Source organism: Streptomyces sp. RPT161 (assembly GCF_027533845.1).
Lineage (GTDB): Bacteria > Actinomycetota > Actinomycetes > Streptomycetales > Streptomycetaceae > Streptantibioticus_A > Streptantibioticus_A silvisoli_A.
In genome coordinates this window covers 150,809-174,884 of the sequence record NZ_JAPZVN010000002.1, presented here as the reverse complement: position 1 = coordinate 174,884, position 24,076 = coordinate 150,809, and the positions used below count along the sequence as shown (strand labels likewise).

Below are 24,076 nucleotides of genomic sequence, written 5' to 3'. Positions count from 1 at the left end.
GCGCGGAAGCGAACCGAAGAAGGAGGCAGTATGCGGCTGACGATTCTCGGCGGTGGCGGTTTCCGCGTCCCGCTGGTGTACCGGTCCCTGTTCGCGGAGCCGGGATCGCCGGGTGCTGTCAAGGAGTTGGTGCTGTACGACACCGACCACCAGCGGCTGTCGGTGATCGCCTGCGTACTGGCCGCACAGGCGCACAGCGCTCCCGGCGCGCCCATCGTGCGGATCGCCCAGAGCCTGGACGACGCGCTGCGCGGCGCGGACTTCGTCTTCTCCGCGATCCGGATGGGCGGTATGGCGGGGCGGGTGCGCGACGAGCGGATCCCGCTGACCGAGGGCGTCCTCGGCCAGGAGACGGTGGGCGCGGGCGGGGTGCTGTACGGGCTGCGGATACTGCCGGAGGCGGTCAACATCGCCGAGCGCGTGCGGGTGGTGGCGCCGGACGCCTGGGTGATCAACTTCACCAATCCGGCGGGAATGGTGACGGAGGCGATGCACCGTGTGCTGGGACAGCGGGTGATCGGCATCTGCGACTCGCCGGTGGGCCTGGTACGGCGGGCGGCACGGGCCGCGGGAGCCGATCCGGACACGGTGGGTTACGACTACGTGGGCCTCAACCACCTCGGCTGGCTGCGCCGGTTGGAGTCCGGCGGGCGGGACCTGCTGCCCCAACTGCTGGACGACGAGGCGGCGTTGGCCTCGTTCGAGGAGGGCAGGCTGTTCGGCCCGCAGTGGCTGCGCACCCTGGGCTCGATTCCCAACGAGTACCTGCACTACTACTACTTCACCCGTGAGGCGATCGAGGCGGTCCGGTCCGCCGAGACCACCCGCGGTGAGTTCCTGGAACGCCAGCAGGCCGAGTTCTTCAGGCGCGCGGCGGCGGAGCCCGCCAACGCCCCCGAGCTGTGGGAGCGCACCCGCCTGGAGCGCGAGGTGACCTACGGCGCCGCGAGCCGTGCGGCGTCCGGCGGTTGGGAGCGGGACGCCGAGGACCTGGAGGGCGGCGGCTACGACCGGGTGGCGCTCGCCCTGATGCGGGCGATTGCCCACGACGAACGCGCCACGCTGATCCTCAACGTGCCCAACGCCGGGACGGTCGGGGTGCTGGACGCCGACGCCGTGGTCGAGGTGCCCTGTGCGGTCGACGCGGACGGCGTACGGCCGCTGCCGGTCGCCGCCCCGGACGCCCACCAGGCGGGGCTGATGCTGTCGGTGAAGGCGGTCGAGCGGGCCACGATCGAGGCGGCGCAGACCGGTTCACGTACCGCCGCGCTGCGTGCGATGGCCACGCACCCGCTGGTGGACTCGGTGGCGGTGGCCGCCCGCATCCTGGACCGGGCGGGCATCAAGTGACTCCGTCCGCCGGTCCGGGTCCTGGCCCTGGATCGCGGCGATGATCCGTGCCGCCCACTGCGCGGGGTGTTCGCGCCCCAGGAGCCGGGCGAGACGGGCCAGCCGGGCGCGGCGTTCCGCGGGGGCGAGGGTGACGGCCCGGTGCAGGGTGTCGACGAGGTCCTCGGGGGAGCCCGGGTCGGTGAGAAGTGCCGCGCCGCCCAGCCGCGCGGCGGCACCGGTGTGCCGGGAGAGCACCAGCACCCCGCTCAGCCCGCAGGCGGCCTGGGCGGCGATGAACTCCTTGGCGGTGAGGTTCATGCCGTCCTGTAAGGAGGTCACCCAGAACACGTCGGCGGCGAGGTAGTGGTCGACCACCTCGGCGAACGGCAGGTTGTGCGGCAGGTACTCGACGGGCCGCCAACCGCCGGTCGCCCAGGCGCTGTTGACCTCGGTGACACGGCGTTCGAGGGCGGCCCGGGTCATGTCGTAGGCGGTGATGCCGGGTTCCGGGGGCGGGCACACCAGCCGGAAGCGCAGTCGGCCGCGCAGTCGCGGGCAGCGGGCCAGCAGCGCCGCCACCGCCTCGACCTTCTGCACCGGCGCCTTGGCGTAGTCCAGCCGCTCGACGGAGAGCACCAGCGGCCCGTCCTGCGCCCCGCGTCGCGGCATACGGTCGCGGGCCAGTGCCTCGATGGCGTCGCGGTCGATGCCCAGCGGATGCACGCCGAGTCGCGGCGGCCGGGGTACGCCCGCGAGGGTCCGCCGGAAGTGCTCGGCGAAGTCGGCGGTGTGGAACCCGGCCCAGTCCAGGCGGCCGAGGGAGGCACGGACCTCGGCGGCGGTGGGGAGTTGGTCGAAGACATCCGGCGGCGGGAACGCGGTGTGGTGGAACAGTCCGAGCCGCAGATCGGGCCGCGCGGTGTGCAGCAGTCCGGGCACCAGCCACAGGTTGTAGTCGTGCAGCCAGACCGTCGCGCCAACGGCGGCGTGGTCGCTGATGTGCTCGGCGAACCGCGCGTTGACCCGGCGGTAGGACGTCCAGGCGTCCGGGTCGAAGCGCAGCCGCTCGGGCTGGGACATCAGCAGCGGCCACAGCGTCTCCTTGCAGGCACGGTGGAAGTACCCGGCCCACTCCTCGGGGTCCAACCGCAGGAATGCCAGCGGCAGCCCGCTGCCGTGCCCGTCGAGGACGGGCGCGTCGTCGCCGTCGAGGACCGCGGCCGTCGCCCACACCGCCCGCGGGTCGCCGGTGAGCGCACTGCGCAGGGTGGGCAGGATGCCGTTCGGGCTTGACGGCTGCCGCCATCCGTCGGGCGTCCAGTGCACCGGAGGCCGGTGGTAGCCGACGACCAGCGGATACCGGCCCTCCACCCAGCCGCGTTCCTCCAGTCCCGCCAGCACACCGGCCGCTCCGGGCCGGTCGGAACACAGCACGGTGCCGTCCGCCGGAACCGCCGCGAGCAAGTCGGGCTCGGCGTTGCCGACCACCACACCGTGCGCGCCGAGCCGGAACAGCGACAGGTCGTTGAGCGAGTCCCCCGCGACCAGCACCGAGGTCATCGGCCAGTGCTGTTCGCCGGCCAGCGCCGCGAGCGCGGCGCCCTTGTCCACGCCCGGCGGCAGCACGTCGAAGTAGCGTTCCGCCGAGTACAGCCAGTCGCAGCCCAACTCCCGTACCGCGTCGGTGATCTCAGGCGTCAGCCGCTCGGGGGCAAGGTAGTACGAGCAGCGGGCGTCCTGCGCCACCCCGTCCTGGTAGACCAGTTCCGGGAAGCGGCGCAGCGCGGCGCGCACCCGTTCGGCGCCGGGCCAGCCGACCCGCAGCCGCCGCTGCAGCGCGGTGACCGGGGTCAGGTCGGCGCCGTCGATGACGCTCGCTCCGACGTCGGCGATGATCCAGCGCGGCCGGGGCAGCAGCGGGTCGCGCAGCGCCGCGCGGACCGAGGGCAGTCCTCGGCCGGTGGCGAAGACCACCGTGACGTCCGGGTGGTGGTCCAGCGCGGCGCGAAGCGCGCGCCGGTCCTCCGTACTGCCGCCGAGGAGTGTGCCGTCCAGGTCGGCGACCAGGATCTTCATACGGCGCCCGCATCGCGAATGAACACGAGCGGAACGCTATCTGAAGTGCGCGGTGAGTGACGGCCGTTCGGGTGCCCCAAGGGCCGCGGTCACCGCACGAACGTGTGGGCGGCCACCTCCGCCAGGTAGTTGTGCCTGGCCCGGTCGTCCAGGAACGCCGCATGGAAGGAGTTGGCGGCCAGCGTCCGCAGCGTCTCGTCGTCGAGGCGCAGCGCCTCGCGGATCGCGGTGAAGTTGTCGTCCACGTAGCCGCCGAAGTACGACGGGTCGTCGGAGTTGACGGTGACCAGCAACCCGGCGGCCAGCATCGCGGGCAGCGGATGGTCGGCCAGCCGATCGACGCAGCGCAGCCGCACGTTGGACAGCGGGCACACGGTGAGCGGCACCCGGTCCCGGGCCAGCCGCTCGACCAGCGCCGGGTCCTCAAGGCAGCGCAGCCCGTGGTCGATCCGCTCCACGCCGAGGACGTCCAGCGCCTCGGTGATGTAATCGGCCGGCCCCTCCTCGCCCGCGTGCGCCACCCGGTGCAGTCCGGCGTCCGCCGCGCGCTGGAAGACCTCCCGGAACTTCGACGGCGGGTTGCCGACCTCGGCGGAGTCCAGCCCGACCCCGCAGATGCGGTGCAGATGCGGCCTGGCGGCCTCGAAGGTCTCCAGGGCGGACTGCCCGGACTCGTCGCGCAGGAAGCACATGATCAACCGGGTGCTGATGCCGTACCGCGTCTCGCTGCCGTCCAGCGCGCGCGCGAGCCCCTCGATGACCGTGCCGATCGGCACCCCGCGCGCGGTGTGCGCCTGCGGGTCGAAGAAGATCTCGGCGTGCCGCACACCCTGCGCGGCGGCGCGGGCCAGATAGGCGTCGACCAGCTCCGCGAAGTCATCCTCGGTTCGCAGCACGGCCATCAACGCGTAGTACAGATCCAGAAAGGACTGAAGGTCCTTGAAGGAGTACGCGCGGCGCAGTTCCTCGGTGGTGGCGTAGGGCAGGGTGACACCGTTGCGCTCGGCGAGGGCGAATGCCAGCTCGGGTTCGAGGGTGCCTTCGATGTGCAGGTGAAGTTCGGCCTTGGGCAGGGGCTTCGCAGGCATTCCGCCATCGTAATGTGCCGTCGATATATTCGCGTGAGCACGCAAAGAGCTGTTCCGAGCGGGCCGGATCCGTCCCGCCCCCGTCTTCGAGGAGGTGCGCCCATGCACGCCCTGTCCACCGCGGACTTCGTCGTCCGGCTCATCACCGGCCTGGGTTGCGGCGCACTGATCGGCGTCGAGCGGCAGTGGCGCGCCCGGATGGCCGGGCTGCGGACGAACGCCCTGGTCGCGACGGGCGCGACGCTGTTCGTGCTCTACAGCGTGGCGGCCGGGGACACCGGCAGCCCGACCCGGGTGGCCTCCTATGTGGTCTCCGGCATCGGCTTCCTCGGCGGTGGGGTGATCCTGCGCGAGGGCGCGAGCGTACGGGGGCTGAACACGGCGGCCACTCTGTGGTGTTCGGCGGCGGTCGGTGTGCTGGCCGCCTCCGGCCGGCTGTCGCTGGCCGTGCTGGGGACGCTGGCGGTCATCGGCGTCCATCTGCTGCTGCGGCCCGCCGGGCGGCTGATCGACCGGGTGCCGCAGGACGACCCGGACACCGGTCCGGCGCACGCCACCGTGCATCTGGTCTGCGACCGGCGTGACGAGACGCACATCCGCGCACTGCTGCTTCAGGCACTCGGCGCGGTGGGGCTCGCCCCGACCGCGCTGCGGGCCCGCCGCGACCAGTCGGAGAGCACCCGCCTCCAGGCGGTGGTGAGCGTCACCGGCGACCCGGCCCGGGGCCTGGAGCAACTCGTCTCCAGGCTGTCCCTGGAGCCGGGGATCCGCGATCTCCACTGGCATCTGGCGGACTCGTCCGACGAGGACTCGGCAGCGGACGCGTAGGCCCTGGGGCTTCACCCCTGTTTCGGGGGGCGTTGGGGGTCTGCCCCCGGCACCCCCTTCCACCACGACGGCGCGAACCCCGACGGACCGGACCGGCGGTCACGGCGCGCCGCGGCCTAGACCCGCTTGGGCACCGGGATACGGTCCAGGTCCCGGGCGATGGTCAACTCGCCGGTGAAACCGGCGGCCCGCGCCTGCTGGGCGAAGACCGCGGGATCCGGGTACCGCTGCGAGAAGTGCGTGAGCACCAGATGCCGCACCCCGCAGAACGCGGCGACCCGGGCGGCCTGCCCCACCGTCAGGTGGCCGTGCTCGGTGGCCAACGGCTCGTCCTCGTCGAGGAACGTCGACTCGATGACCAGCAGGTCGCAGTCCTCGGCGAGGGCGAAGACCGCGTTGCACAGCCGTGTGTCCATCACGAACGCGAACCGCTGCCCACGCCGCGGCTCGCTGACGTCCTCCAGCAGCACCCCGCGCAACTCGCCCTCGCGCTGCAACCGCCCGATGTCCGGCCCCTGGATCCCCAGCTCGGCGAGCCGCTCAGGCAGCATCCGCCGGCTGTCCGGCTCCACCAGGCGGTACCCGAAGGACTCCACCGGGTGGTCCAGTCTGCGGGCGTACAACGTGAAGCCCTGGGTGGTGGTCAACGCGCCGCCCTGCGCGATGGGTTGCTCACGCAGCCGCACGGTCTCCCGGTACGCGGTGGCGTACCGCAGGCGTTCGAAGAACCGCTGTCCGCTGGCCGGGTAGTAGGCGGTGACCGGGTGCGGAACCCGGTCGAGGTTGATGCGCTGGATGACCCCGGCGAGCCCCAGGCAGTGGTCACCGTGGAAGTGGGTGACGCAGATCCGGGTGAGGTCGTGCGCGGCGACCCCGGCGTGCAGCATCTGCCGCTGAGTGCCTTCGCCGGGGTCGAACAGGATGCCTTCACCGTCCCAACGCAGCACGTAGCCGTTGTGGTTGCGGTGCCGGGTGGGCACCTGGCTGGCGGTGCCCAGAACGATGAGTTCTCGTTGTGACAAGGGACTGTCCCGCGGCGCGAAGCGCCCGTTGAGGGTGGTGGGCGACGGGTGGGCCTATCCGGGCGGCCAGTTGAAGCCGCGGCCGCCGAGTACGTGGGCGTGGGCGTGCCAGACCGTCTGGCCCGCGCCGGAACCGGTGTTGAAGACGATGCGGTAGCCGGTACCGTCCACCTTGTCGTCGGCGGCGACCGCGCCCGCCTCACGCAGTATGTCCGCGCACAGTTCCGGCGCACCGGCCGCGAGGCTGGCCGCGTCCTGGTAGTGGGCCTTGGGGATGACGAGAACGTGCGTGGGGGCCTGCGGGTTGATGTCGCGGAACGCGACCGTCGTGTCGGTCTCCCGGACGATGGTCGCGGGCACGTCCCCGCTCACGATCTTGCAGAACAGGCAGTCGGCCTGCGGTTCTCCCGGCACGGATGTGTCTCCCTCGGGTGTGTGACCTACGGGGCGCATGCTACCGGGCGCGCCCCGTAGGGATGGTGGCGCGCCGGGCCTACGGGACCGTGGGCGGCGTCTTCGCGGGGGTGGCGGCCAGCGCCTCCAGCGCGAGGGCGATGGCGGTGTCCAGTTGTGGATCGCGGCCCGCCACCCAGTCCTGCGGGGTCGGCACCACCTCGACATCGGGGTCCACGCCGTGGTTCTCCACGTCCCAGCCGTACCCCTCAAGCCAGATCGCGTACTTGGGCTGGGTGACGCCGGTACCGTCCACCAACTCGTAGCGCGAGTCGATGCCGACCACACCGCCCCAGGTGCGGGTGCCGACCACCGGGCCGATGCCCAGGGCCTTGATGGCGGCGTTGACGATGTCGCCGTCGGAGCCGGAGTGCTCGTTGGCGATCGCCACCACCGGGCCGCGCGGCGCGTCCAGCGGATAGCTGGACGGCCGTACACCGCGCGGTACGTCCCAACCGACGATCCGGCGGGCCAGCTTCTCCACCACGAGCTGCGAGGTGTGGCCGCCGCGGTTCTCCCGCAGGTCGACCACCAGCCCCTCGCGGGTCACCTCGACCCGCAGGTCGCGGTGGAGCTGCGCCCAACCGGAGCCGACCATGTCGGGTACGTGCAGATAGCCGAGTCGGCCACCGGTCTGCCGGTGGACGTGGGCGCGGCGGTCCGCCACCCAGTCGTGGTAGCGCAACGGCTCCTCGTCGGCGATCGGCACCACGACGGCCGAACGGGTCTCCGCGGTACCGGAGTTGGCCGGGGCGATGGTCAGCTCGACCGGTTTGCCGGCGGTGCCGATCAGCAGCGGCCCCGGACCGGTCAGCGGGTCCACCGGGTGGCCGTTGACCGCGAGCACCCCGTCCCCGGCGCGCACCGCGACGCCGGGCGCCGCGAGCGGTGAGCGGGCCGCCGGGTCCGAGGTCTCGGAGGGCAGCACCCGGTCGATCCGCCACACGCCGTGCTGGTCCCGGGAGATGTCCGCGCCGAGCAGGCCCTGGCGGCTGAGCGCGTCACCGTGTCCGCCGGGCGGCGAGACGTAGGCGTGCGAGGTGCCCAGTTCGCCCTGCACCTCCCAGAGCAGGTCGACCAGGTCGTCATGGGTGGCGATCCGGTCCAGGACCGGACGGTAGCGGTCCAGCGCGCCGTCCCAGTCCACCCCCGACATGTCCGGCCGCCAGAAGTGGTCGCGCATCAGGCGGCCGGTCTCCTCGTACATCTGGCGCCACTCGGCCGCCGGATCGACGGTGACCCGTACCCGCGAGAGGTCGACGGTGACGCTGCTGTCACCGTCCTCGTCGTCGGAGGCCTTGCTGTCGGCCGGGACCAGCCGCAGCTTGCCGCCGCAGACCAGCAGCAGCCGCTCGCCGTCCCCGGTGACCGTGAAGTCGTCGACGTCCTCGGCGAGTTCCTCGGAGCGCAGCCGGTGGAGGTCGTAGCGCTCCAGCGTGGTGGCGGGCGGCTGGGCCTGCGGGGTGGCCAGCGCCGAGCCGAGCACACCGGAGAGCGGGTGCCGCAGCCACAGCACGCCGTCCTTGGCGGTGCGCAGCCCGGAGTAGCGGGCGGCCTCCACCGGGAACGGCACGATCCGGTCGGCGAGACCTTCCAGGTCGACCCGGGTGACCGGCGCCCGCAGCTCCTCGCCGCCCGCGTTGTCGCCCTCGTGCCTGTCGCCCTCCGGCTTCTCCTCAGAGGGGGCGCCGAGCGGGCGTCCGTGGCGCTGCGGGCCGAACGGGGACGGGGTGTCGGCGGCGAGCGTGATCAGGTGCGGACGGCAGGCGTTGGGGAACGACAGGTCGAAGACATGCGCGTCATAGACCGGGTCGAAGGCCCGCTCGGACAGGAACGCCAGGTGCTTGCCGTCCGAGGTGAACGCGGGCGCGAAGTCGTTGAAGCGCAGCGGTGTCGCGTCGGCGGCGGCGAGCGTGGTGGTGTTGGCGATCCTGAGCTGCCGCAGCGGGTCGGGCCCCGGCTGCGACCAGGCGAGCCAGCCGGAGTCGGGCGAGAACGCCAAGCCGCTGGCGTCGCCGTACTCGCTGGTCGACACCTCCCGCACCTCGCCGGTCTCCCGCTCCACCAGCAGCACCCGCCCGTCGTGCGAGGCGACCGCGATCCGCCGGCCGTCCGGGGAGACGACGAGTTCCAGCACCCGGCCGAGGCGCCCCGCGGCCAGTCGGCGCGCGGTGCCGCCGGGCGGCAGACCGGTGGCGGGCGCGAACTCCAGGGCGTCCTCGCCCTCGGCGTCGGTCACCCAGACCACCTGCGGCGCGCCCTCGCCGCCCACCCGGAAGGTACGGGGCAGCCGGGCGCGCACCCCGGGCTCGGCGGCGAGCGCCCGGGCCGGTCCCTCGCGGTGGGTCAGCCAGTGGATCGTGCCGCGCACCTCCACGGCGCTGCCGCGGCCGGTGTGGTCGGGCGACGCGTCGGCGAGGTGGTGGGCGGCGCGGACCAGGTGCGGGCGCAGATCGGTGCGCTGTCCGCCGAGCCGGATGGTCAGCGGGCGCGGCTCGGTACCACTCGACAGGTCGTCCAACAGGTGGAGCCGACCGGCGCTGGTGTAGGCGACGCGGGTGCCGTCGGTGGCCGCCTGACGGGCGTAGTAACCGTCCAACGGGGTGTGGCGCCGCAGGTCGGAGCCGTCGGGCAGGCTGGAGTACAGGGCTCCGGTGCCTTCGTGGTCGGACAGGAACGCGATCCGGTCCCGCACCCACATCGGGCATTCGAGGTTGCCGTCCAACTCCGCGTGGATCCGCCGGAACTCGCCGTCGCCGTCGGTGTCCAGCCACAACTTGCCGGCCGTACCGCCTCGGTAGCGCTTCCAGGCGGCGGCGTCCCGGCCCATGGTCACCGACTGCAGCAGCACCGCGGCTCCCGGCCCGAAGGCGAGGGCGCCGACCGGGCCGTACGGGAGGCGGCGGGCGGGGCCGCCGTCGACCGGGACCGCCCAGGCCCAGGTGCGGCGCAGCGACGCCTGCCCGTAGGAACTGGTGGCGACGATCTCGCCGTCCGGTGTCCAACCGCACACCGCGGTCCTCGAACTCCCCCAGTACGTCAGCCGGTTGACCGGCCCGCCGTCCACCGGCGCCACGCACACCTCGGGCGCACCGTCGCGCGTGGAGGTGAACGCGATGTACTCGCCGTTCGGCGAGATACACGAATGACGTACGGGCATGTTGTCCGCGCTGACCCGCCAGGCCCGACCACCGTCGAGCGGCGCCGCCCAGACGTCGTCCTCGGCTGTGAAGGTGATCAGATCGCCGTGCGGATGCGGATACCTGAGGTACGAAGGCTGCGTCACACCGGCCACACTAATACTGGGCTTTTACCAGCGGGTCAGCCCCTGGAAAACCGCTTCCGCATCGCCCTCAGGCCCAGCGGCCGGTGCGGCCCAGCAGCAGTGCAGTGGCGGCCACACCCGCCGTCGAGGTGCGCAGCACCGTCGGACCCAGCCGGTACGGCTTGGCGCCCGCCGCCGTGAAGGCGTCCAGTTCCTCGGGCGCGACGCCGCCTTCCGGGCCGACGACCAGCACGATGTCGCCCTCGGTGGGCAGCGGTGCGGTGGCCAGCGGAGTGCTGCCCTCCTCGTGCAGCACGGCGGCGAAGGCGGCGTTGGAGAGCAGTTCCACAACCTGACGGGTCGTCATGAGATCGTCCACACAGGGCATCCGCAGCCTCCTGGCCTGCTTGCCCGCCTCGCGTGCGGTGGCCCGCCACTTCGCCAGCGACTTGGCGCCGCGCTCGCCCTTCCACTGCGTGACGCAGCGGGAAGCGGCCCACGGCACCACCGCGTCGACCCCGGTCTCGGTCATCGTCTCCACGGCCAACTCGCCCCGGTCGCCCTTCGGTAGCGCCTGGACGACAGTGATCCTGGGATTGGGCGCGGGTTCGGCGCGGGTTCGGGTGACGGCGACCTCCAGCCGGTCCTTGCCCTCGACGGCGGCCACCGTGCCGAAGGCACCGGTGCCCTCGCCGTCGGTCAGCACGATCTCCTCGCCGACCCGCAGCCGCCGCACCGAGACCGCGTGACGGCCCTCGGGGCCGGTCAGCGTGAGTCGGTCGCCGGTCAACTCGCCCGGTTCCACCAGGAAGACGGGAGCGGTCATGGGCGGCCCTTCGCCAACTGCTCACGGGCCGCGTCGAGTTCGGCGCCGAGTACGTCCACCAGCCGGGCGGCGGGCAGTTCACGGACCAGCCGGTGGCCCTGCCCGGCCCACAGCGCCATCGCCTGCGGGTCGCCGGCCGCGGCGGCGGCCTTGCGCAGGCCCGCGGTGAGGTAGTGCACCTGCGGGTAGGCAGCCGGGGCGTACGGGCCGTGCTCCCGCATGAAGCGGTTGACCAGGCCACGGGCCGGGCGGCCGGAGAACGCCCGGGTCAACTCGGTGTGGGTGAACAGCGGATCGGTCAGCGCGCGCTTGTGCAGCACGTTGGCACCCGATTCCGGGCAGACCAGGAAGGCGGTGCCGAGCTGGGCCGCGCTGGCACCGGCCGCCAGCACCGCGGCGATCTGGCCGCCGCGCATGATGCCGCCCGCGGCGATGACCGGAAGCTGGACCGCCTCGCGTACGGCGGGGATCAGCGACAGCAACCCGGCACCGGCGCCGTCCAGCTGCGGGTCGTCGCGGTGCGTGCCCTGGTGGCCGCCCGCCTCGACGCCCTGCACGCACACCGCGTCCGCGCCCGCCCACTGGGCCGCCTGCGCCTCCGCGACCGAGGTGACGGTGACCACGGTGTACGTACCGACCCGGGCGAACCGGTCGACCACCGCGCGGCTGGGGCAGCCGAAGGTGAAGCTGACCACCGGGACGGGGTCGTTCGTGAGCACCGCCACCTTCGCGTCGAAGGCGTCGTCGGTGCCCGCGTCGGGATCGCCGAGCGCGGTGTCGTACCAGCTTGTCTCACCGGCGAGTTGCTCCCGGTACACCTCAACGGCCGCCGGATCGGCGGTGTTCGGCTGCGGCATGAAGAGGTTGACGCCGAACGGCCGCGAGGTCAGCGTGCGTAGCTGCTTGATCTCCTGGTACATCGCCTCCGGCGTCTTGTACCCGGCCGCGAGGAACCCCAGCCCCCCGGCCTCACTCACCGCCGCGGCGAGCTGCGGACATGACGTCCCACCCGCCATCGGCGCCTGGATGACGGGCAGTAGCGAAAGGTCGGTCAACGCGGCCATGGGTACATCCTGTCACGGCGGTACGACAACGCCTCGGGAGGGGCGGGGGACGAAGCCCCGGCCCCACCCACATGACCGGACAGCGTCAGCGGCCGTTGAACGCGTCCTTCAGACGCGAGAAAAGCCCCTGCTGACCAGGCTGGAAGTGGCCGGCGGGCCGCTCCTCCCCGCGCAGCGCGGCGAGCCGCCGCAGCAGCTCCTCCTGCTCGGGGTCCAGCTTGCTCGGCGTCTGCACCTCCACGTGCACCACCAGGTCACCTCGGCCGCCGCCGCGCAGATGCGTGATGCCCCGCTGGTGCAGCGGAATCGACTGCCCGGACTGCGTACCGGGCCGGATGTCGACCTCCTCCAGCCCGTCCAGCGTCTCCAACGGCACCTTGGTGCCGAGCGCCGCCGCCGTCATCGGGATGGTCACCGTGCAGTGCAGGTCGTCGCCGCGCCGCTGGAACACCGAGTGCGGCAGTTCACGGATCTCGACGTACAGGTCACCGGCCGGGCCCCCGCCCGGGCCGACCTCGCCCTCTCCCGCGAGCTGGATGCGGGTGCCGTTGTCGACACCCGCCGGGATCTTGACCGTGAGCGTTCTACGGGAGCGGACCCGCCCGTCTCCCGCGCACTCCGGGCACGGCGTCGGCACGACCGTGCCGAACCCCTGGCACTGCGGGCACGGCCGGGACGTCATGACCTGGCCCAGGAAGGACCGGGTGACCTGGGAGACCTCACCGCGGCCACGGCACATGTCACAGGTCTGCGCCGAGGTGCCGGGCGCCGCGCCCTCACCACTGCACGTGGTGCAGGTGACGGCGGTGTCCACCTGGATCTCCTTGGTGGTGCCGAACGCGGCCTCATCCAGCTCGATCTCGAGCCGGATCATCGCGTCCTGACCACGCCGGGTCCGCGACCGCGGGCCGCGCTGCGACGCCTGGCCGAAGAAGGCGTCCATGATGTCGCTGAAGTTGCCGAAGCCCGCGCCGAAGCCACCCGCTCCGCCCGCACCGGCGCCGGACGCCGACAGCGGGTCCCCGCCCAGGTCGTAGACCTGCTTCTTCTGCGGGTCGGAGAGGACCTCGTAAGCGGCGTTGATCTCCTTGAACCGCTCCTGGGTCTTCGGGTCGGGGTTGACGTCCGGGTGCAGCTCGCGAGCGAGACGGCGGAACGCCTTCTTGATCTCGTCCTGGCTGGCGTCGCGTCGTACGCCCAGGACCGCGTAATAGTCCGTGGCCACTTACGACTCCGCCAGGATCTGTCCGACGTACCTCGCCACTGCGCGTACCGCTCCCATCGTTCCGGGGTAGTCCATGCGGGTCGGGCCGACCACGCCTAGCCTGGCGACCGCCTCGTCGCCGGAACCGTAGCCCATCGCGACGACAGACGTGGAACTCAGGCCCTCATGGGCGTTCTCATGGCCGATGCGCACCGTCACGCCGGAGTCCTTTACCTCGCCGAGCAGCTTGAGCAACACCACCTGCTCCTCCAGTGCCTCCAGGACCGGGCGGATCGTCAGGGGGAAGTCATGGTTGAAGCGCGTCAGGTTCGCGGTGCCGCCGAGCATGATCCGCTCCTCGGTCTCCTCGACCAGCGTCTCCAACAGCGTGGCGAGCACGGTGGAGACCGTGGGGCGGTCGTCGTGCTCGAAGGACTCGGCCAGATCCTGCACCAGCGACGGCACGTCCGAGAAGCGGTGGCTCACCACCCGGCTGTTCAGCCGGGCCCGCAGGTCCGCCAGCACGGTCTCGCCGACCGGCGCCGGGCAGTCCACCAGCCGCTGCTCCACCCGCCCGGTGTCCGTGATCAGCACCAGCATCACCCGCGCCGGAGCGAGCGAGAGCAGCTCCACATGGCGCACGGTGGACCGGGTCAGCGACGGGTACTGGACCACCGCGACCTGCCGGGTGAGCTGCGCCAGCAGGCGCACCGTCCGCGCCACCACGTCGTCGAGGTCCACCGCACCGTCCAGGAAGTTCTGGATCGCCCGGCGCTCGGCGGCGGTCAGCGGCTTGACCCCCGCCAGCTTGTCCACGAAGAGTCGGTAGCCCTTGTCGGTGGGGATCCGGCCCGCGCTGGTGTACGGCTGGTGGATGAAGCCCTCCTCCTCCAGCACCGCCATGTCGTTGCGCACCGTGGCGGGCGAGACGCCCAGCCTATGACGCTCGGTGAGCGCCTTCGAGCCGACCGGCTCCTCCGTGCCCACGTAGTCCTGGACGATGGCGCGCAGCACTTCGAGTCTGCGTTCGCTGAGCATTGCGCACACCTCCAAGCAGTGGTCCCGTTGCGGGCCGTTCGGTCCCTCAGGTACTTCCCCCTGGCACTCATCAGCCACGAGTGCCAGAAATCCCGCAGCCAGTGTACGGCCGAGTAGTCAGGGCGCGGCAAGGGTGTGCCCCCACGCCGCCGCGACCAGCCGTTACAACCCGCCAGTACAGCCCGTCAGCCACGGTACCGCGCGCGTCGTCGGGCGCCCGCCGATAGCGTCGTCCCTGTGGATAACGCGGAGGGCAACGCGTCGCACGCGGCCGCGGGCGGCGAGGTCTGGGAACGGCTCGCTCCGGGGGTCGCCCGGCGACGGCTGCCGTTCCTCGATGTGACGATCGGCGTGGTGGTGGGCACGGACGACGTGCTGGTGATCGACACCGGGTCCACGGTGCGCACCGGCGCCGAGCTGAACCGGCAGGTGAACGAGTTGACCGGGCGCCCGGTGAGCCATGTCGTACTCACTCACGGCCACTTCGACCACGTCTTCGGCACCGCCGCCTTCTCCGGTGCCCAGGTGTACGGGGACATGGCGCTGGACGGCTATCTGGAACGCGAGCGCGAGGCGCTGCGGGCGGACGCGGTACGGCACGGCACGGACCCCGGGGAGGCCGCCGAGGCGAGCGCGGCGCTGGTGCGCCCTGGCCATCTGGTCGACAACTGGTACGAGATCGATCTGGGCGACCGCGAGGTGCTGCTCGTCCACCCCGGGCGCGGGCACACCGACCATGACCTGGCGGTGGTCATCCCGGGCACCCCGAGCGTGGTCTTCTGCGGCGACCTGGTGGAGGAGTCCGGCGAGCCGCAGGCCGGGCCGGACGCCGTACCGGGTGAGTGGCCGCGGACCCTGGACCGGCTGCTGGAGGTGGGCGGTGAGACGGCGCTGTACGTTCCCGGGCACGGCGCGACGGTGGACGCACGGTTCGTCCGCCGCCAACGCGACGCGCTCGCCCGGCGTTTCGGGGAGTCGTGACCGCGCGCGGATACCATCTGGCCCATGCGCAGCAGGAGTTATGGCCCGGATCTGACCCCGCCCTGGAAGCGGAGCAAGCCCGCGCCCGAGGTGGCGGCCGAGCCCGACCTGGTGGTGGAGGAGGCCGCCACCGGCTTCTGCGGTGCGGTGGTGCGCTGTGAGAAGACCGCTCAGGGCCACACGGTGACCCTGGAGGACCGCTTCGGCAAGCGCCGGGTCTTCCCCATGGAACCGCGCGGCTTCCTGCTGGACGGCAAGGTGGTGACGCTGGTCCGCCCGGCGGGTCCGGCGGCGCCGCGCGGGCCGCGGCTCACCGCCTCCGGTTCGATAGCGGTGCCAGGCGCCCGGGCACGGGTCGCCCGGGCGGGGCGCATCTATGTGGAGGGCCGCCACGACGCCGAGTTGGTGGAGCGAGTGTGGGGCGATGACCTGCGCATCGAGGGCGTGGTGGTGGAGTACCTGGAGGGGATCGACGACCTCCCGTCCATCGTCGGGGAGTTCGCGCCCGGCCCCGACGCCCGGTTGGGCGTCCTGGTGGACCACCTGGTGCCCGGCTCCAAGGAGTCCCACATCGCGGAGCAGGTGAGCGGCGCCGACGTCCTGGTGGTCGGTCACCCGTACATCGACGTGTGGGAGGCGGTGAAGCCGTCCTCCGTCGGCATCGCCGACTGGCCGAGGGTCCCGCACGGCCAGGACTGGAAGACGGGCGTCTGCCGTGCGCTGGGCTGGCCGCAGAACACGGGCGCCGCGTGGCAGCGCATCCTCGGCTGCGTCCGGTCCTACAGGGACCTCCAGCCCGAACTGCTGGGCAGGGTGGAGGAGTTGATCGACTTCGTCACGGCGGTCAGCTGAGGGCCCGGGACGCTTCCCTCGATGAGGGCGGGTCGGCCCTCGGACGATCAGTCCACCAGGTCGCGCACGACCGCGTCCGCGAGCAGCCGGCCCCGCAGGGTGAGCACTGCCCGGCCGGCCTCGTACGGTCCGGCCTCCAGCAGGCCGTCGGAGACGTGGCGGGCCGCCGCACGAGCCCCGGCGGGCGCGAGCAGGGCCAGCGGGCAGCCGTCGACGAGGCGCAGTTCCAGGAGGATGCGTTCGACTCGGCGGTCCTCCGCCGCGAGGATCTCCCGTCCCGCCCCCGGCGAGCGCCCCTCGGCCAGCGCCTGGGCGTAGGCGCCCGGGTGCTTGACGTTCCACCACCGCACTCCGCCCACGTGGCTGTGGGCTCCGGGGCCGGCGCCCCACCAGTCGGCGCCGCGCCAGTACAGCTCGTTGTGGCGGCAGCGGCCGGGCTCCGAGGCCGCCCAGTTCGACACCTCGTACCAGCCGAACCCGGCCCGCGACAGCGCCTCCTCGGCCATCAGGTAGCGGTCCGCGTGGACGTCGTCGTCGGTCATCGGGATCTCGCCGCGCCGGATCCGCCGGGCCAGCTGGGTGCCCTCCTCGACGATCAGCGCGTACGCGGAGACATGGTCAGGACCGGCCGCGATCGCCGCGTCCAGTGACGCCTGCCAGTCCTCGTCACTCTCACCGGGGGTGCCGTAGATCAGGTCGAGGTTGATGTGCTCGAAACCGGCCGCCCGGGCCTCACCGGCACAGGCCTCGGGCCGTCCCGGGGTGTGGGTGCGGTCCAGGATCTTCAGCACGTGCTGCCGGGCGCTCTGCATGCCGAACGAGACCCGGTTGAAGCCACCCGCCCGCAGCTCCGCCAGATACGCCGGATCCACGGATTCCGGATTGGCCTCCGTGGTGATCTCGGCGCCGTCCGCCAGCCCGAACTCCTCCCGGATCGCGGCCAGCATCCGCCCGAGGTCGGCGGCTGGCAGCAGGGTCGGCGTGCCACCGCCGACGAACACCGTCTCCACCTGACGCGGATCGTCGCCCAGCACCTTGCGCGCCAGCCTGACCTCTTCGACGAGCGTCTGGGCGTAGTTGTCCCGTGAGGCGAGCGCACCGCCGGAACCGCGCAGCTCGCTCGCCGTGTAGGTGTTGAAGTCGCAGTACCCGCAGCGGGTCGCGCAGTAGGGCACGTGCAGGTAGAAGCCCAGCGGCCGGTCGGCCGCGCCCACCAGGGCGTCGGCGGGCAGCGAGCCGTCGTGCGGTACGGGCTCGCCGTCGGGCAGTACGGATGGCATACGGTCATTGTCCCGTATGCCGCCCCGGTCCGGCCCGCGCGGAGGGCCGGACCGATCAGGCCTCGCGGGAGCCCTCGTACATCTCGTCGATGAGGTCCTTGAACTCCCGCTCCACCACAGGGCGCTTGAGCTTCAGGCTCGGGGTCAGCTCGCCGTGCTCGACGGTCAGGTCGCGCGGCAGCAGCCGGAACTTCTTGATCGTCTGCCAGCGTTGCAGGCCCTCGTTGATCCGGGTGACATAGCCCTCGACCAGTTCCCTGGTCTGCGGGGCGGCGACCACCTCCGCGTAGCCGCGGCCCGCCAGGTCGTGGTCCGCGGCCCAGCCCATGATGGTGGGCTCGTCCAGCGCGATCAGCGCGGTGCAGAAGTTGCGGTTGGCGCCGATCACCAACACGTTGCTCACGAACGGACAGGCGGCCTTGAACTGGCCCTCGACCTCGGCGGGCGAGATGTACTTGCCGCCGGAGGTCTTGATCAGGTCCTTCTTGCGGTCGGTGATCCGCAGGAAGCCGTCGTCGGACAGCTCACCGATGTCACCGGTGTGGAACCAGCCGTCCGGTTCCAGCACCTCCTCGGTCTTCTCGGGCAGACCGTGGTAGCCCTGCATGATGCCGGGGCCGCGCAGCAGGATCTCGCCGTCCTCCGCGATCCGCACCTCGGTTCCGGGCAGCGGCTTGCCGACGGTGCCGGTGCGGTAGTTCTCGCCCGGGTTGACGAAGCTGGCGGCGCTGGACTCGGTGAGGCCGTAGCCCTCCAGGATGTGGATGCCCGCGCCGGAGAAGAAGTAGCCGATCTCCGGGGCGAGCGCGGCCGAGCCGGAGACGCAGGCCCGAAGGCGCCCGCCGAAGGCCTCCCGGATCTTGGCGTAGACCAGTTTGTCGGCGACCGCGTGCTTGGCGGCCAGGCCGAACGGCACCGAGGGGTTGCCGCTCGCCCGGCGGTTCTCCTGCGAGGTCTTGGCGTACTCGCGGGCGACCCCGGCCGCCCACTGGAAGATCCGGTACTTGGCGCCGCCGCCCGCACGGGCCTTGGCCGCCACGCCGTTGTAGACCTTCTCGAAGATCCGCGGCACGGCCGCCATGTAGGTCGGCTGGACCACCGGCAGATTGTCGATGATCTTGTCCACCCGGCCGTCCACCGCGATCACATGCCCCAGCTCGATGTGGCCCGCGGTGAGCACCTTGCCGAAGACGTGCGCCAGCGGCAGCCACAGGTACTGCACGTCCTCCGGCCCGAGCAGGCCGGTGGAGGCGATGGCCTTGGCCATGTACGACCACGCGTCCTGCGGCAGGCGCACACCTTTGGGGCGACCCGTGGTGCCCGAGGTGTAGATGAGGGTGGCGAGCTGCTCGGAGGTGATCCCGTCGACTGCCTTCCTGACGGCCTCCGGGTGCTTCTCCAGGTAGGCGGCGCCGCGCTGCTCCAGTTCCTCCAGGGTGAGCACCCAGTCGCCGTCGCCGTCCGGCACGCCCGCGGGGTTGATCACCACGACATGGCTCAACTCGGGTAGTTCCGAGCGGCGTTCACGCGCCTTGGCCAGTTGGGCGGCGTCCTCCGCGATCAGCACCCGGCTGCCGGAGTCGGCCAGGATGAAGCAGGACTCGTCGGCGTTGGTGCTGGGGTAGATCGTGGTGGTGGCGGCGCCCGCGCACAGCACCCCGAGGTCGGCCAGTATCCAGTCGATCCGGGTGTTGGAGGCGATCGCGACCCGCTCCTCGGGGCGCACCCCGAGGTCGATCAGCCCGGCCGCGATCGCATACACCCGCTGCGCGGCCTGCGCCCAGCTCAGCGAGCGCCACCGCTCCTGGCCGCCGTCCGGGCCGGGCACCGGGTAGCGGTACGCCTCGGTATCCGGGGTGGCCTCGACCCGCTGGAGGAAGAGATGAGCCACGGACGGCGGCCGACTCTCAATCGATGCCTGTGTTTCGGTCACGACAACCTCCGGGGCCCGCGTCATTGCCAGGTCATTGCTTGTGACTCATCGGTAACCTTCGAGCAGGGATCAGGTTAGACGCCAGGCACCCGGCACGTAAGGGTCTACGGGCGCTTCGTTCAATCCGTGACCAGCGGGATAGGTGCTAGATGCACGAAAAATGGGGCCGGTGGCATTAAGTCGCGCCAACCCGTTGAAACGGGCAAGCGCGGAAAAGGGCCCGCCGAAGCGCCCGGACCGGGACGTGTGAAAGGGCCCGGCGCGCCGACGCCGGGCCCTTGGGTGGAGATCAGTGGCGGCTGATGGACAGCCCCCCGGCGGGCAGCCCGCCGAGCAGCCGCTTGGACGCGCGCTGGGCGACGCCCTGCGGAAGGTGCTGGCGCAGGCCCTTTGTCCGGTGCTGGGCGAGGGCGAACAGTCCCTGCGGCTGGTGGTTGGGACCCGGCGCCTGGCCCGGCGGCGGGGAGTCGACCGCGTGGCACAACTCGTTCACCGCGTCACTGCCACGGGTGACCCTGGCGTCGTTGAACGCCTTCGGGATCCTGCCGGTGGACAGCAGCGTCCAGCCGACCTGGGTGACGTCCTGGGTGGCACAGGAGGCGCCGTTGTTCAGGTTCAGATGGCCGCCGTCGAAGCGGTTGGCGTCGTCGGCGAACGCCACCGGCGATGCCGCCCCGACTGCCAGCGCTGAGGCCGCCACTACGAAGATCGCCCGCTTGGCAACCGAGGAGTCAGTCACAGTTGCAGTCCCTTCTCTCGCGCCGCGCCGTTGCGCCGCTGCCACCGTGCGTAACGGCCGGGCGGCCCGGCCGTTACGGTACGAATACGGCGTACGAGTGGGACGAGGACCCGTCGGGTGCGCGGGCGCTGCCGAACGGGCCCTGGCGGAGGGGCTACTTCTTGGCCTTGGTGTCGCCCTCGTCGGTGGACAGCGCCGCGATGAAGGCCTCCTGCGGCACCTCGACGGCACCGACCATCTTCATCCGCTTCTTGCCTTCCTTCTGCTTCTCCAGCAGCTTCCGCTTACGCGAGATGTCACCGCCGTAGCACTTGGCGAGCACGTCCTTGCGGATCGCGCGCACCGTCTCACGGGCGATGACCCGGCTGCCGATGGCGGCCTGGATCGGCACCTCGAACTGCTGCCGCGGGATCAGCTCGCGCAGCTTGCCCGCCATCCGCACGCCGTACGCGTACGCCTTGTCCTTGTGCAGGATCGCGGAGAAGGCGTCCACCTTGTCGCCGTGCAGGAGGATGTCCACCTTGACCAGTTCGGACGTCTGCTCGCCGGTGGGCTCGTAGTCCAGCGAGGCGTAGCCGCGGGTCTTGGACTTCAGCTGGTCGAAGAAGTCGAAGACGATCTCGGCGAGCGGCAGTGTGTAACGCAGCTCCACCCGGTCCTCGGAGAGGTAGTCCATGCCGAGCAGGCTGCCGCGCCGGGTCTGGCACAACTCCATGATCGCGCCGACGAACTCGCTGGGCGCCAGCACGGTGGCGCGCACCACCGGCTCGTAGACCTCGGCGATCTTGCCGGTCGGGAACTCGCTCGGGTTGGTCACCGTGTGCTCGATGCCGTCCTCCATGATCACCCGGTAGACCACGTTGGGTGCGGTGGCGATCAGGTCCAGACCGAACTCGCGCTCAAGGCGCTCCCGGATCACGTCCAGGTGCAGCAGCCCGAGGAAGCCGACGCGGAAGCCGAAGCCGAGCGCGGCCGAGGTCTCCGGTTCGTAGACCAGAGCGGCGTCGTTGAGCTGGAGCTTGTCCAGCGCGTCGCGCAGCTCCGGGTAGTCCGAGCCGTCCAGCGGGTACAGGCCCGAGAAGACCATCGGCTTGGGGTCCTTGTAGCCGCCCAGAGGCTCGGTGGCCCCCTTGTTCAGCCGGGTGACGGTGTCACCGACCTTGGACTGGCGGACATCCTTGACGCCGGTGATCAGATATCCCACCTCGCCGACGCTCAGGCCGTCGGCGGCCGTCATCTCGGGCGAGGAGACACCGATCTCCAGCAGCTCGTGGGCGGCGCCGGTGGACATCATCTGGATGCGCTCCCGCTTGGAGAGCTTGCCGTCGACCACCTTCACATAGGTCACGACACCGCGGTACGAGTCGTACACCGAGTCGAAGATCATCGCGCGGGCCGGGGCGTTCGCGTTGCCGACCGGGGCCGGAACCTCGGCGACCACCTTGTCCAGCAACTCGGCCACGCCCTCACCGGTCTTGGCGCTGACCTTGAGCACGTCGGAGGGGTCGCAGCCGATGATGTGCGCCAGCTCGGCGGCGTACTTCTCCGGCTGGGCGGCGGGCAGGTCGATCTTGTTGAGCACCGGGATGATCGTGAGGTCGTTCTCCAGCGCCAGGTAGAGGTTGGCGAGGGTCTGCGCCTCGATGCCCTGGGCGGCGTCCACCAACAGGATGGTGCCCTCGCACGCGGCGAGCGAGCGGGAGACCTCGTAGGTGAAGTCGACGTGGCCGGGCGTGTCGATCATGTTGAGGACGTGCGTGGTCCCCGTGGCGTCACCGGTGGTCGGGGCCCACGGCAGTCGGACCGCCTGGGACTTGATCGTGATGCCGCGCTCACGCTCGATGTCCATCCGGTCCAGGTACTGGGCGCGCATCTGCCGCTGCTCGACGACGCCGGTGAGCTGGAGCATCCGGTCGGCGAGCGTCGACTTGCCGTGGTCGATGTGCGCGATGATGCAGAAGTTGCGGATCAGCGCCGGGTCGGTACGGCTCGGCTCCGGCACGTGGGTTGGGGTCGCGGGCACGCAGGGTCCTGATTCTCGACTCGTCGTCGACGTCTGTGGGCGGATCGATACGTTGCCCTCCATAGTCCCATGCACGACGGGTGGACAGCGGTTTGGGAGCCGTATGGACCTGCTGGTAACCTGGACCACTGCGCCTCGTGCCCTCTGACCCGAGGCGCTCAGTCGATTCACTCAGTCAAACCTGAAAAGGCTCATTCGTGGCGAACATCAAGTCCCAGTTGAAGCGGATCAAGACGAACGAGAAGGCTCGTCAGCGGAACAAGGCTGTCAAGTCCTCGCTGAAGACCGCGATCCGCAAGGCTCGTGAGGCCGTGGCCGCCGGTGACCTGGAGAAGGCCACCGTCGCCGCCCGCGAGGCGTCCAAGAAGCTCGACAAGGCCGTCAGCAAGGGCGTTATCCACAAGAACGCCGCCGCCAACAAGAAGTCGGCGCTGGCCACCAAGGTCGCCGCTCTCAAGGGCTGAGCCTCCGCCTCACTCCGTCGGTAAGGACCCAGCGGACCCTCTCAACCGCTCCACACCGACCCCCTCCGCTTCACAGCGGTACGCGCCGCACGCGGCCTGCGTTCGCCACGCGGGTGCGGCGCACCAGTAGTAACGACCGAAGGCCCCGTTGCCGTCATTCCCCGACGGCGACGGGGCCTTCGCGTTGTCCGGGGACCGCGCCGGCTAGCGCCGGGAGCGGGCGGCGCGGGCGATGGTGACGACCGCCTTCTCCAGCGCGTACGCCGGGTCGGCGCTCGCGCCCTTGACGGCCGCGTCGGCCTCGGCGACCGCCCGCAGGGCGGCCGCCACCCCGTCGCCCGACCAGCCGCGCATCTGCTGCCTCACCCGGTCGATCTTCCACGGCGGCATGCCCAGCTCGCGGGCCAGATCACCGGGGCGGGCACCGCGCGGGGCGGTGGCCAGCTTGCCGATCGCCCGTACCCCGGAGGCGAGCGCGAAGGTGATGCCCGGCAGCGGCTGGCCCACGGCCAGCGCCCACCGCAGCCGCTCCAGCGCTTCGGCCGTACGACCGGTGACGGCGAGGTCGGCGACCTCGAAGCCGGTGGCCTCGGCGCGGCCGGTGTAGTAGCGGGCCACCACCGCCTCGTCGATCGTGCCGTCCACATCGGCGGCCAGTTGCGCGCAGGTGGAGGCCAGTTCGCGCAGGTCGCTGCCGATGGCGTCGACCAGCGACTGGCACGCTTCCGGCGTCGCCGACCGCCCCGCGGTACGGAACTCAGTCCGCACGAAGGCCAACCGGTCGGCGGGCTTGGTCATCTTCGGGCAGGCGACCTCACGCGCCCCGACCTTGCGGGCCGCGTCCAGCAGGCCCTTGCCCTTGGCGCCGCCCGCGTGCACCAGGACCAGCGTGATCTCCTCGGCGGGCGCGTCGAGATACGCCTTGACGTCCTTGACCGTGTCCGCCGACAGGTCCTGCGCCGCGCGCACCACCACGACCTTGCGCTCCGCGAACAGCGACGGACTGACCAACTCCGCCAGCGTGCCGGGCTGGAGCGCGTCCGGGGCCAGCTCCCGTACGTCGGTGTCGGGATCGGCGGCTCGGGCGGCCGCCACGACCTGTGCCACGGCACGGTCGATCAGCAGGTCCTCCTGTCCCACGGCGAGGGTCACAGGGGCGAGCGGGTCATCGGTCGACGTCTTCTTTGCCATCGCGGTCCAGCATCCCACGGGCCACTGACAGCCCACCCCACACCTGCCGGAAGCCCCACCGCGGCCGTACCCGACAATGTGGCCGTGAGCATTGTTCGACATGTGTTGGTACTCCCCGACCGCGACGTGGCGGAGGAGGTGGCCGAAGAGGCGGCGGAGCGCTTCGGCCTTGAGCAGGAGCCGCAACTGGTAAGGGAAGCCCTGGCGGGCGAGGACGACGCTGAGGACGCCCAGTGGCTGGTCGTCATCGAGGACACCGAAGGGGAACTCGACCTCGCTGCCCTCGACACCCTCGCCGAGGAGTACGACGGCTGGCGCGAGGAGGAATAGCACCCGCCACCCCGGCGACCTCACACCGAGACGCGAACGGCCGCCGGGGGTTCCGTCGCACCGTCCAGCCCACTGCCCATACATCGC

The 24,076-nt window shown here is 71.6% G+C and carries 20 protein-coding genes; 6 read left to right on the top strand and 14 right to left on the bottom strand.

What is annotated here, in order from left to right; translation table 11 throughout:
- The first annotated feature begins 30 nt into the window (after nt 1-30).
- Nucleotides 31-1,350 (top strand): 6-phospho-beta-glucosidase, encoded by a 1,320-nt coding sequence (locus O5O46_RS05295; RefSeq protein ID WP_269854061.1) that lies wholly within the window; start codon nt 31-33, stop codon nt 1,348-1,350.
- Here the strand turns inward: O5O46_RS05295 and O5O46_RS05290 are convergent.
- Together O5O46_RS05290 and O5O46_RS05285 are read right to left on the bottom strand one after the other, a co-directional pair.
- Nucleotides 1,255-3,408 (bottom strand): HAD-IIB family hydrolase, encoded by a 2,154-nt coding sequence (locus tag O5O46_RS05290; protein WP_269854060.1) that lies wholly within the window; start codon nt 3,406-3,408, stop codon nt 1,255-1,257. The two genes, O5O46_RS05295 and O5O46_RS05290, sit on opposite strands and share 96 nt — an antisense overlap.
- Before the next feature lie 89 nt (nt 3,409-3,497).
- Complete coding sequence (locus O5O46_RS05285; protein ID WP_269854059.1) at nt 3,498-4,496, bottom strand: adenosine deaminase; 999 nt, start codon at nt 4,494-4,496, stop codon at nt 3,498-3,500.
- 102 nt (nt 4,497-4,598) lie between these two features.
- Here O5O46_RS05285 and O5O46_RS05280 point away from each other — a divergent pair, with 102 nt between their 5' ends.
- The gene (locus O5O46_RS05280) at nt 4,599-5,324 is read left to right on the top strand and encodes an MgtC/SapB family protein (RefSeq protein WP_269854058.1); all 726 of its coding nucleotides are present in this window, start codon (nt 4,599-4,601) and stop codon (nt 5,322-5,324) included.
- Between the two features lie 116 nt (nt 5,325-5,440).
- On the opposite strand, the gene O5O46_RS05275 is transcribed toward O5O46_RS05280, so the two are convergent.
- The 7 genes from O5O46_RS05275 to hrcA form a co-directional block, all read right to left on the bottom strand.
- Nucleotides 5,441-6,346, bottom strand: coding sequence for a ribonuclease Z (locus O5O46_RS05275; protein WP_269854057.1), 906 nt, complete (start codon nt 6,344-6,346; stop codon nt 5,441-5,443).
- Between the two features lie 54 nt (nt 6,347-6,400).
- Complete coding sequence (locus O5O46_RS05270) at nt 6,401-6,760, bottom strand: histidine triad nucleotide-binding protein (RefSeq protein WP_269854056.1); 360 nt, start codon at nt 6,758-6,760, stop codon at nt 6,401-6,403.
- 79 nt (nt 6,761-6,839) lie between these two features.
- A complete protein-coding gene (locus tag O5O46_RS05265) occupies nt 6,840-10,085 on the bottom strand; it encodes a S41 family peptidase (protein ID WP_269854055.1) in 3,246 nt (1,081 codons plus the stop codon).
- 67 nt (nt 10,086-10,152) lie between these two features.
- Nucleotides 10,153-10,890 (bottom strand): 16S rRNA (uracil(1498)-N(3))-methyltransferase, encoded by a 738-nt coding sequence (locus O5O46_RS05260; protein ID WP_269854054.1) that lies wholly within the window; start codon nt 10,888-10,890, stop codon nt 10,153-10,155.
- Nucleotides 10,887-11,954 (bottom strand): nitronate monooxygenase, encoded by a 1,068-nt coding sequence (locus tag O5O46_RS05255; protein WP_269854053.1) that lies wholly within the window; start codon nt 11,952-11,954, stop codon nt 10,887-10,889. The genes O5O46_RS05260 and O5O46_RS05255 overlap by 4 nt, the downstream gene beginning before the upstream one ends.
- Nucleotides 11,955-12,039: 85 nt before the next feature.
- The gene (gene dnaJ, locus O5O46_RS05250) at nt 12,040-13,179 is read right to left on the bottom strand and encodes a molecular chaperone DnaJ (protein WP_269854052.1); all 1,140 of its coding nucleotides are present in this window, start codon (nt 13,177-13,179) and stop codon (nt 12,040-12,042) included.
- The gene (hrcA, locus tag O5O46_RS05245; RefSeq protein ID WP_269854051.1) at nt 13,180-14,196 is read right to left on the bottom strand and encodes a heat-inducible transcriptional repressor HrcA; all 1,017 of its coding nucleotides are present in this window, start codon (nt 14,194-14,196) and stop codon (nt 13,180-13,182) included.
- A gap of 237 nt (nt 14,197-14,433) precedes the next feature.
- Between hrcA and O5O46_RS05240 the strand changes: the two genes are divergently transcribed.
- Nucleotides 14,434-15,177 carry an MBL fold metallo-hydrolase gene (locus O5O46_RS05240; RefSeq protein ID WP_269854050.1) on the top strand — a complete coding sequence of 248 codons (744 nt, stop codon included), beginning with the start codon at nt 14,434-14,436 and terminating at the stop codon, nt 15,175-15,177.
- Nucleotides 15,178-15,201: 24 nt separating this feature from the next.
- Nucleotides 15,202-16,029 (top strand): DUF3097 domain-containing protein, encoded by an 828-nt coding sequence (locus O5O46_RS05235; RefSeq protein ID WP_269854049.1) that lies wholly within the window; start codon nt 15,202-15,204, stop codon nt 16,027-16,029.
- A 47-nt stretch (nt 16,030-16,076) separates the two neighbouring features.
- On the opposite strand, the gene hemW is transcribed toward O5O46_RS05235, so the two are convergent.
- The 4 genes from hemW to lepA form a co-directional block, all read right to left on the bottom strand.
- The gene (hemW, locus tag O5O46_RS05230) at nt 16,077-17,309 is read right to left on the bottom strand and encodes a radical SAM family heme chaperone HemW (RefSeq protein ID WP_269854048.1); all 1,233 of its coding nucleotides are present in this window, start codon (nt 17,307-17,309) and stop codon (nt 16,077-16,079) included.
- Nucleotides 17,310-17,364: 55 nt separating this feature from the next.
- Nucleotides 17,365-19,266 (bottom strand): AMP-dependent synthetase/ligase, encoded by a 1,902-nt coding sequence (locus O5O46_RS05225; protein ID WP_443072392.1) that lies wholly within the window; start codon nt 19,264-19,266, stop codon nt 17,365-17,367.
- 265 nt (nt 19,267-19,531) lie between these two features.
- Nucleotides 19,532-19,981 (bottom strand): hypothetical protein, encoded by a 450-nt coding sequence (locus O5O46_RS05220; protein WP_269854046.1) that lies wholly within the window; start codon nt 19,979-19,981, stop codon nt 19,532-19,534.
- Nucleotides 19,982-20,135: 154 nt separating this feature from the next.
- On the bottom strand, nt 20,136-22,004 hold the full coding sequence (gene lepA / locus O5O46_RS05215) for a translation elongation factor 4 (protein WP_269854045.1): 1,869 nt from the start codon (nt 22,002-22,004) through the stop codon (nt 20,136-20,138).
- A 197-nt stretch (nt 22,005-22,201) separates the two neighbouring features.
- On the opposite strand from lepA, the gene rpsT reads away from it, so the two are divergent.
- Nucleotides 22,202-22,468 (top strand): 30S ribosomal protein S20, encoded by a 267-nt coding sequence (gene rpsT / locus O5O46_RS05210; RefSeq protein ID WP_269854044.1) that lies wholly within the window; start codon nt 22,202-22,204, stop codon nt 22,466-22,468.
- A gap of 204 nt (nt 22,469-22,672) precedes the next feature.
- On the opposite strand, the gene holA is transcribed toward rpsT, so the two are convergent.
- Nucleotides 22,673-23,659 carry a DNA polymerase III subunit delta gene (gene holA / locus O5O46_RS05205; protein ID WP_269854043.1) on the bottom strand — a complete coding sequence of 329 codons (987 nt, stop codon included), beginning with the start codon at nt 23,657-23,659 and terminating at the stop codon, nt 22,673-22,675.
- Nucleotides 23,660-23,743: 84 nt separating this feature from the next.
- On the opposite strand from holA, the gene O5O46_RS05200 reads away from it, so the two are divergent.
- Nucleotides 23,744-23,989 carry a hypothetical protein gene (locus O5O46_RS05200; RefSeq protein ID WP_269854042.1) on the top strand — a complete coding sequence of 82 codons (246 nt, stop codon included), beginning with the start codon at nt 23,744-23,746 and terminating at the stop codon, nt 23,987-23,989.
- Nucleotides 23,990-24,076: the final 87 nt, after the last annotated feature.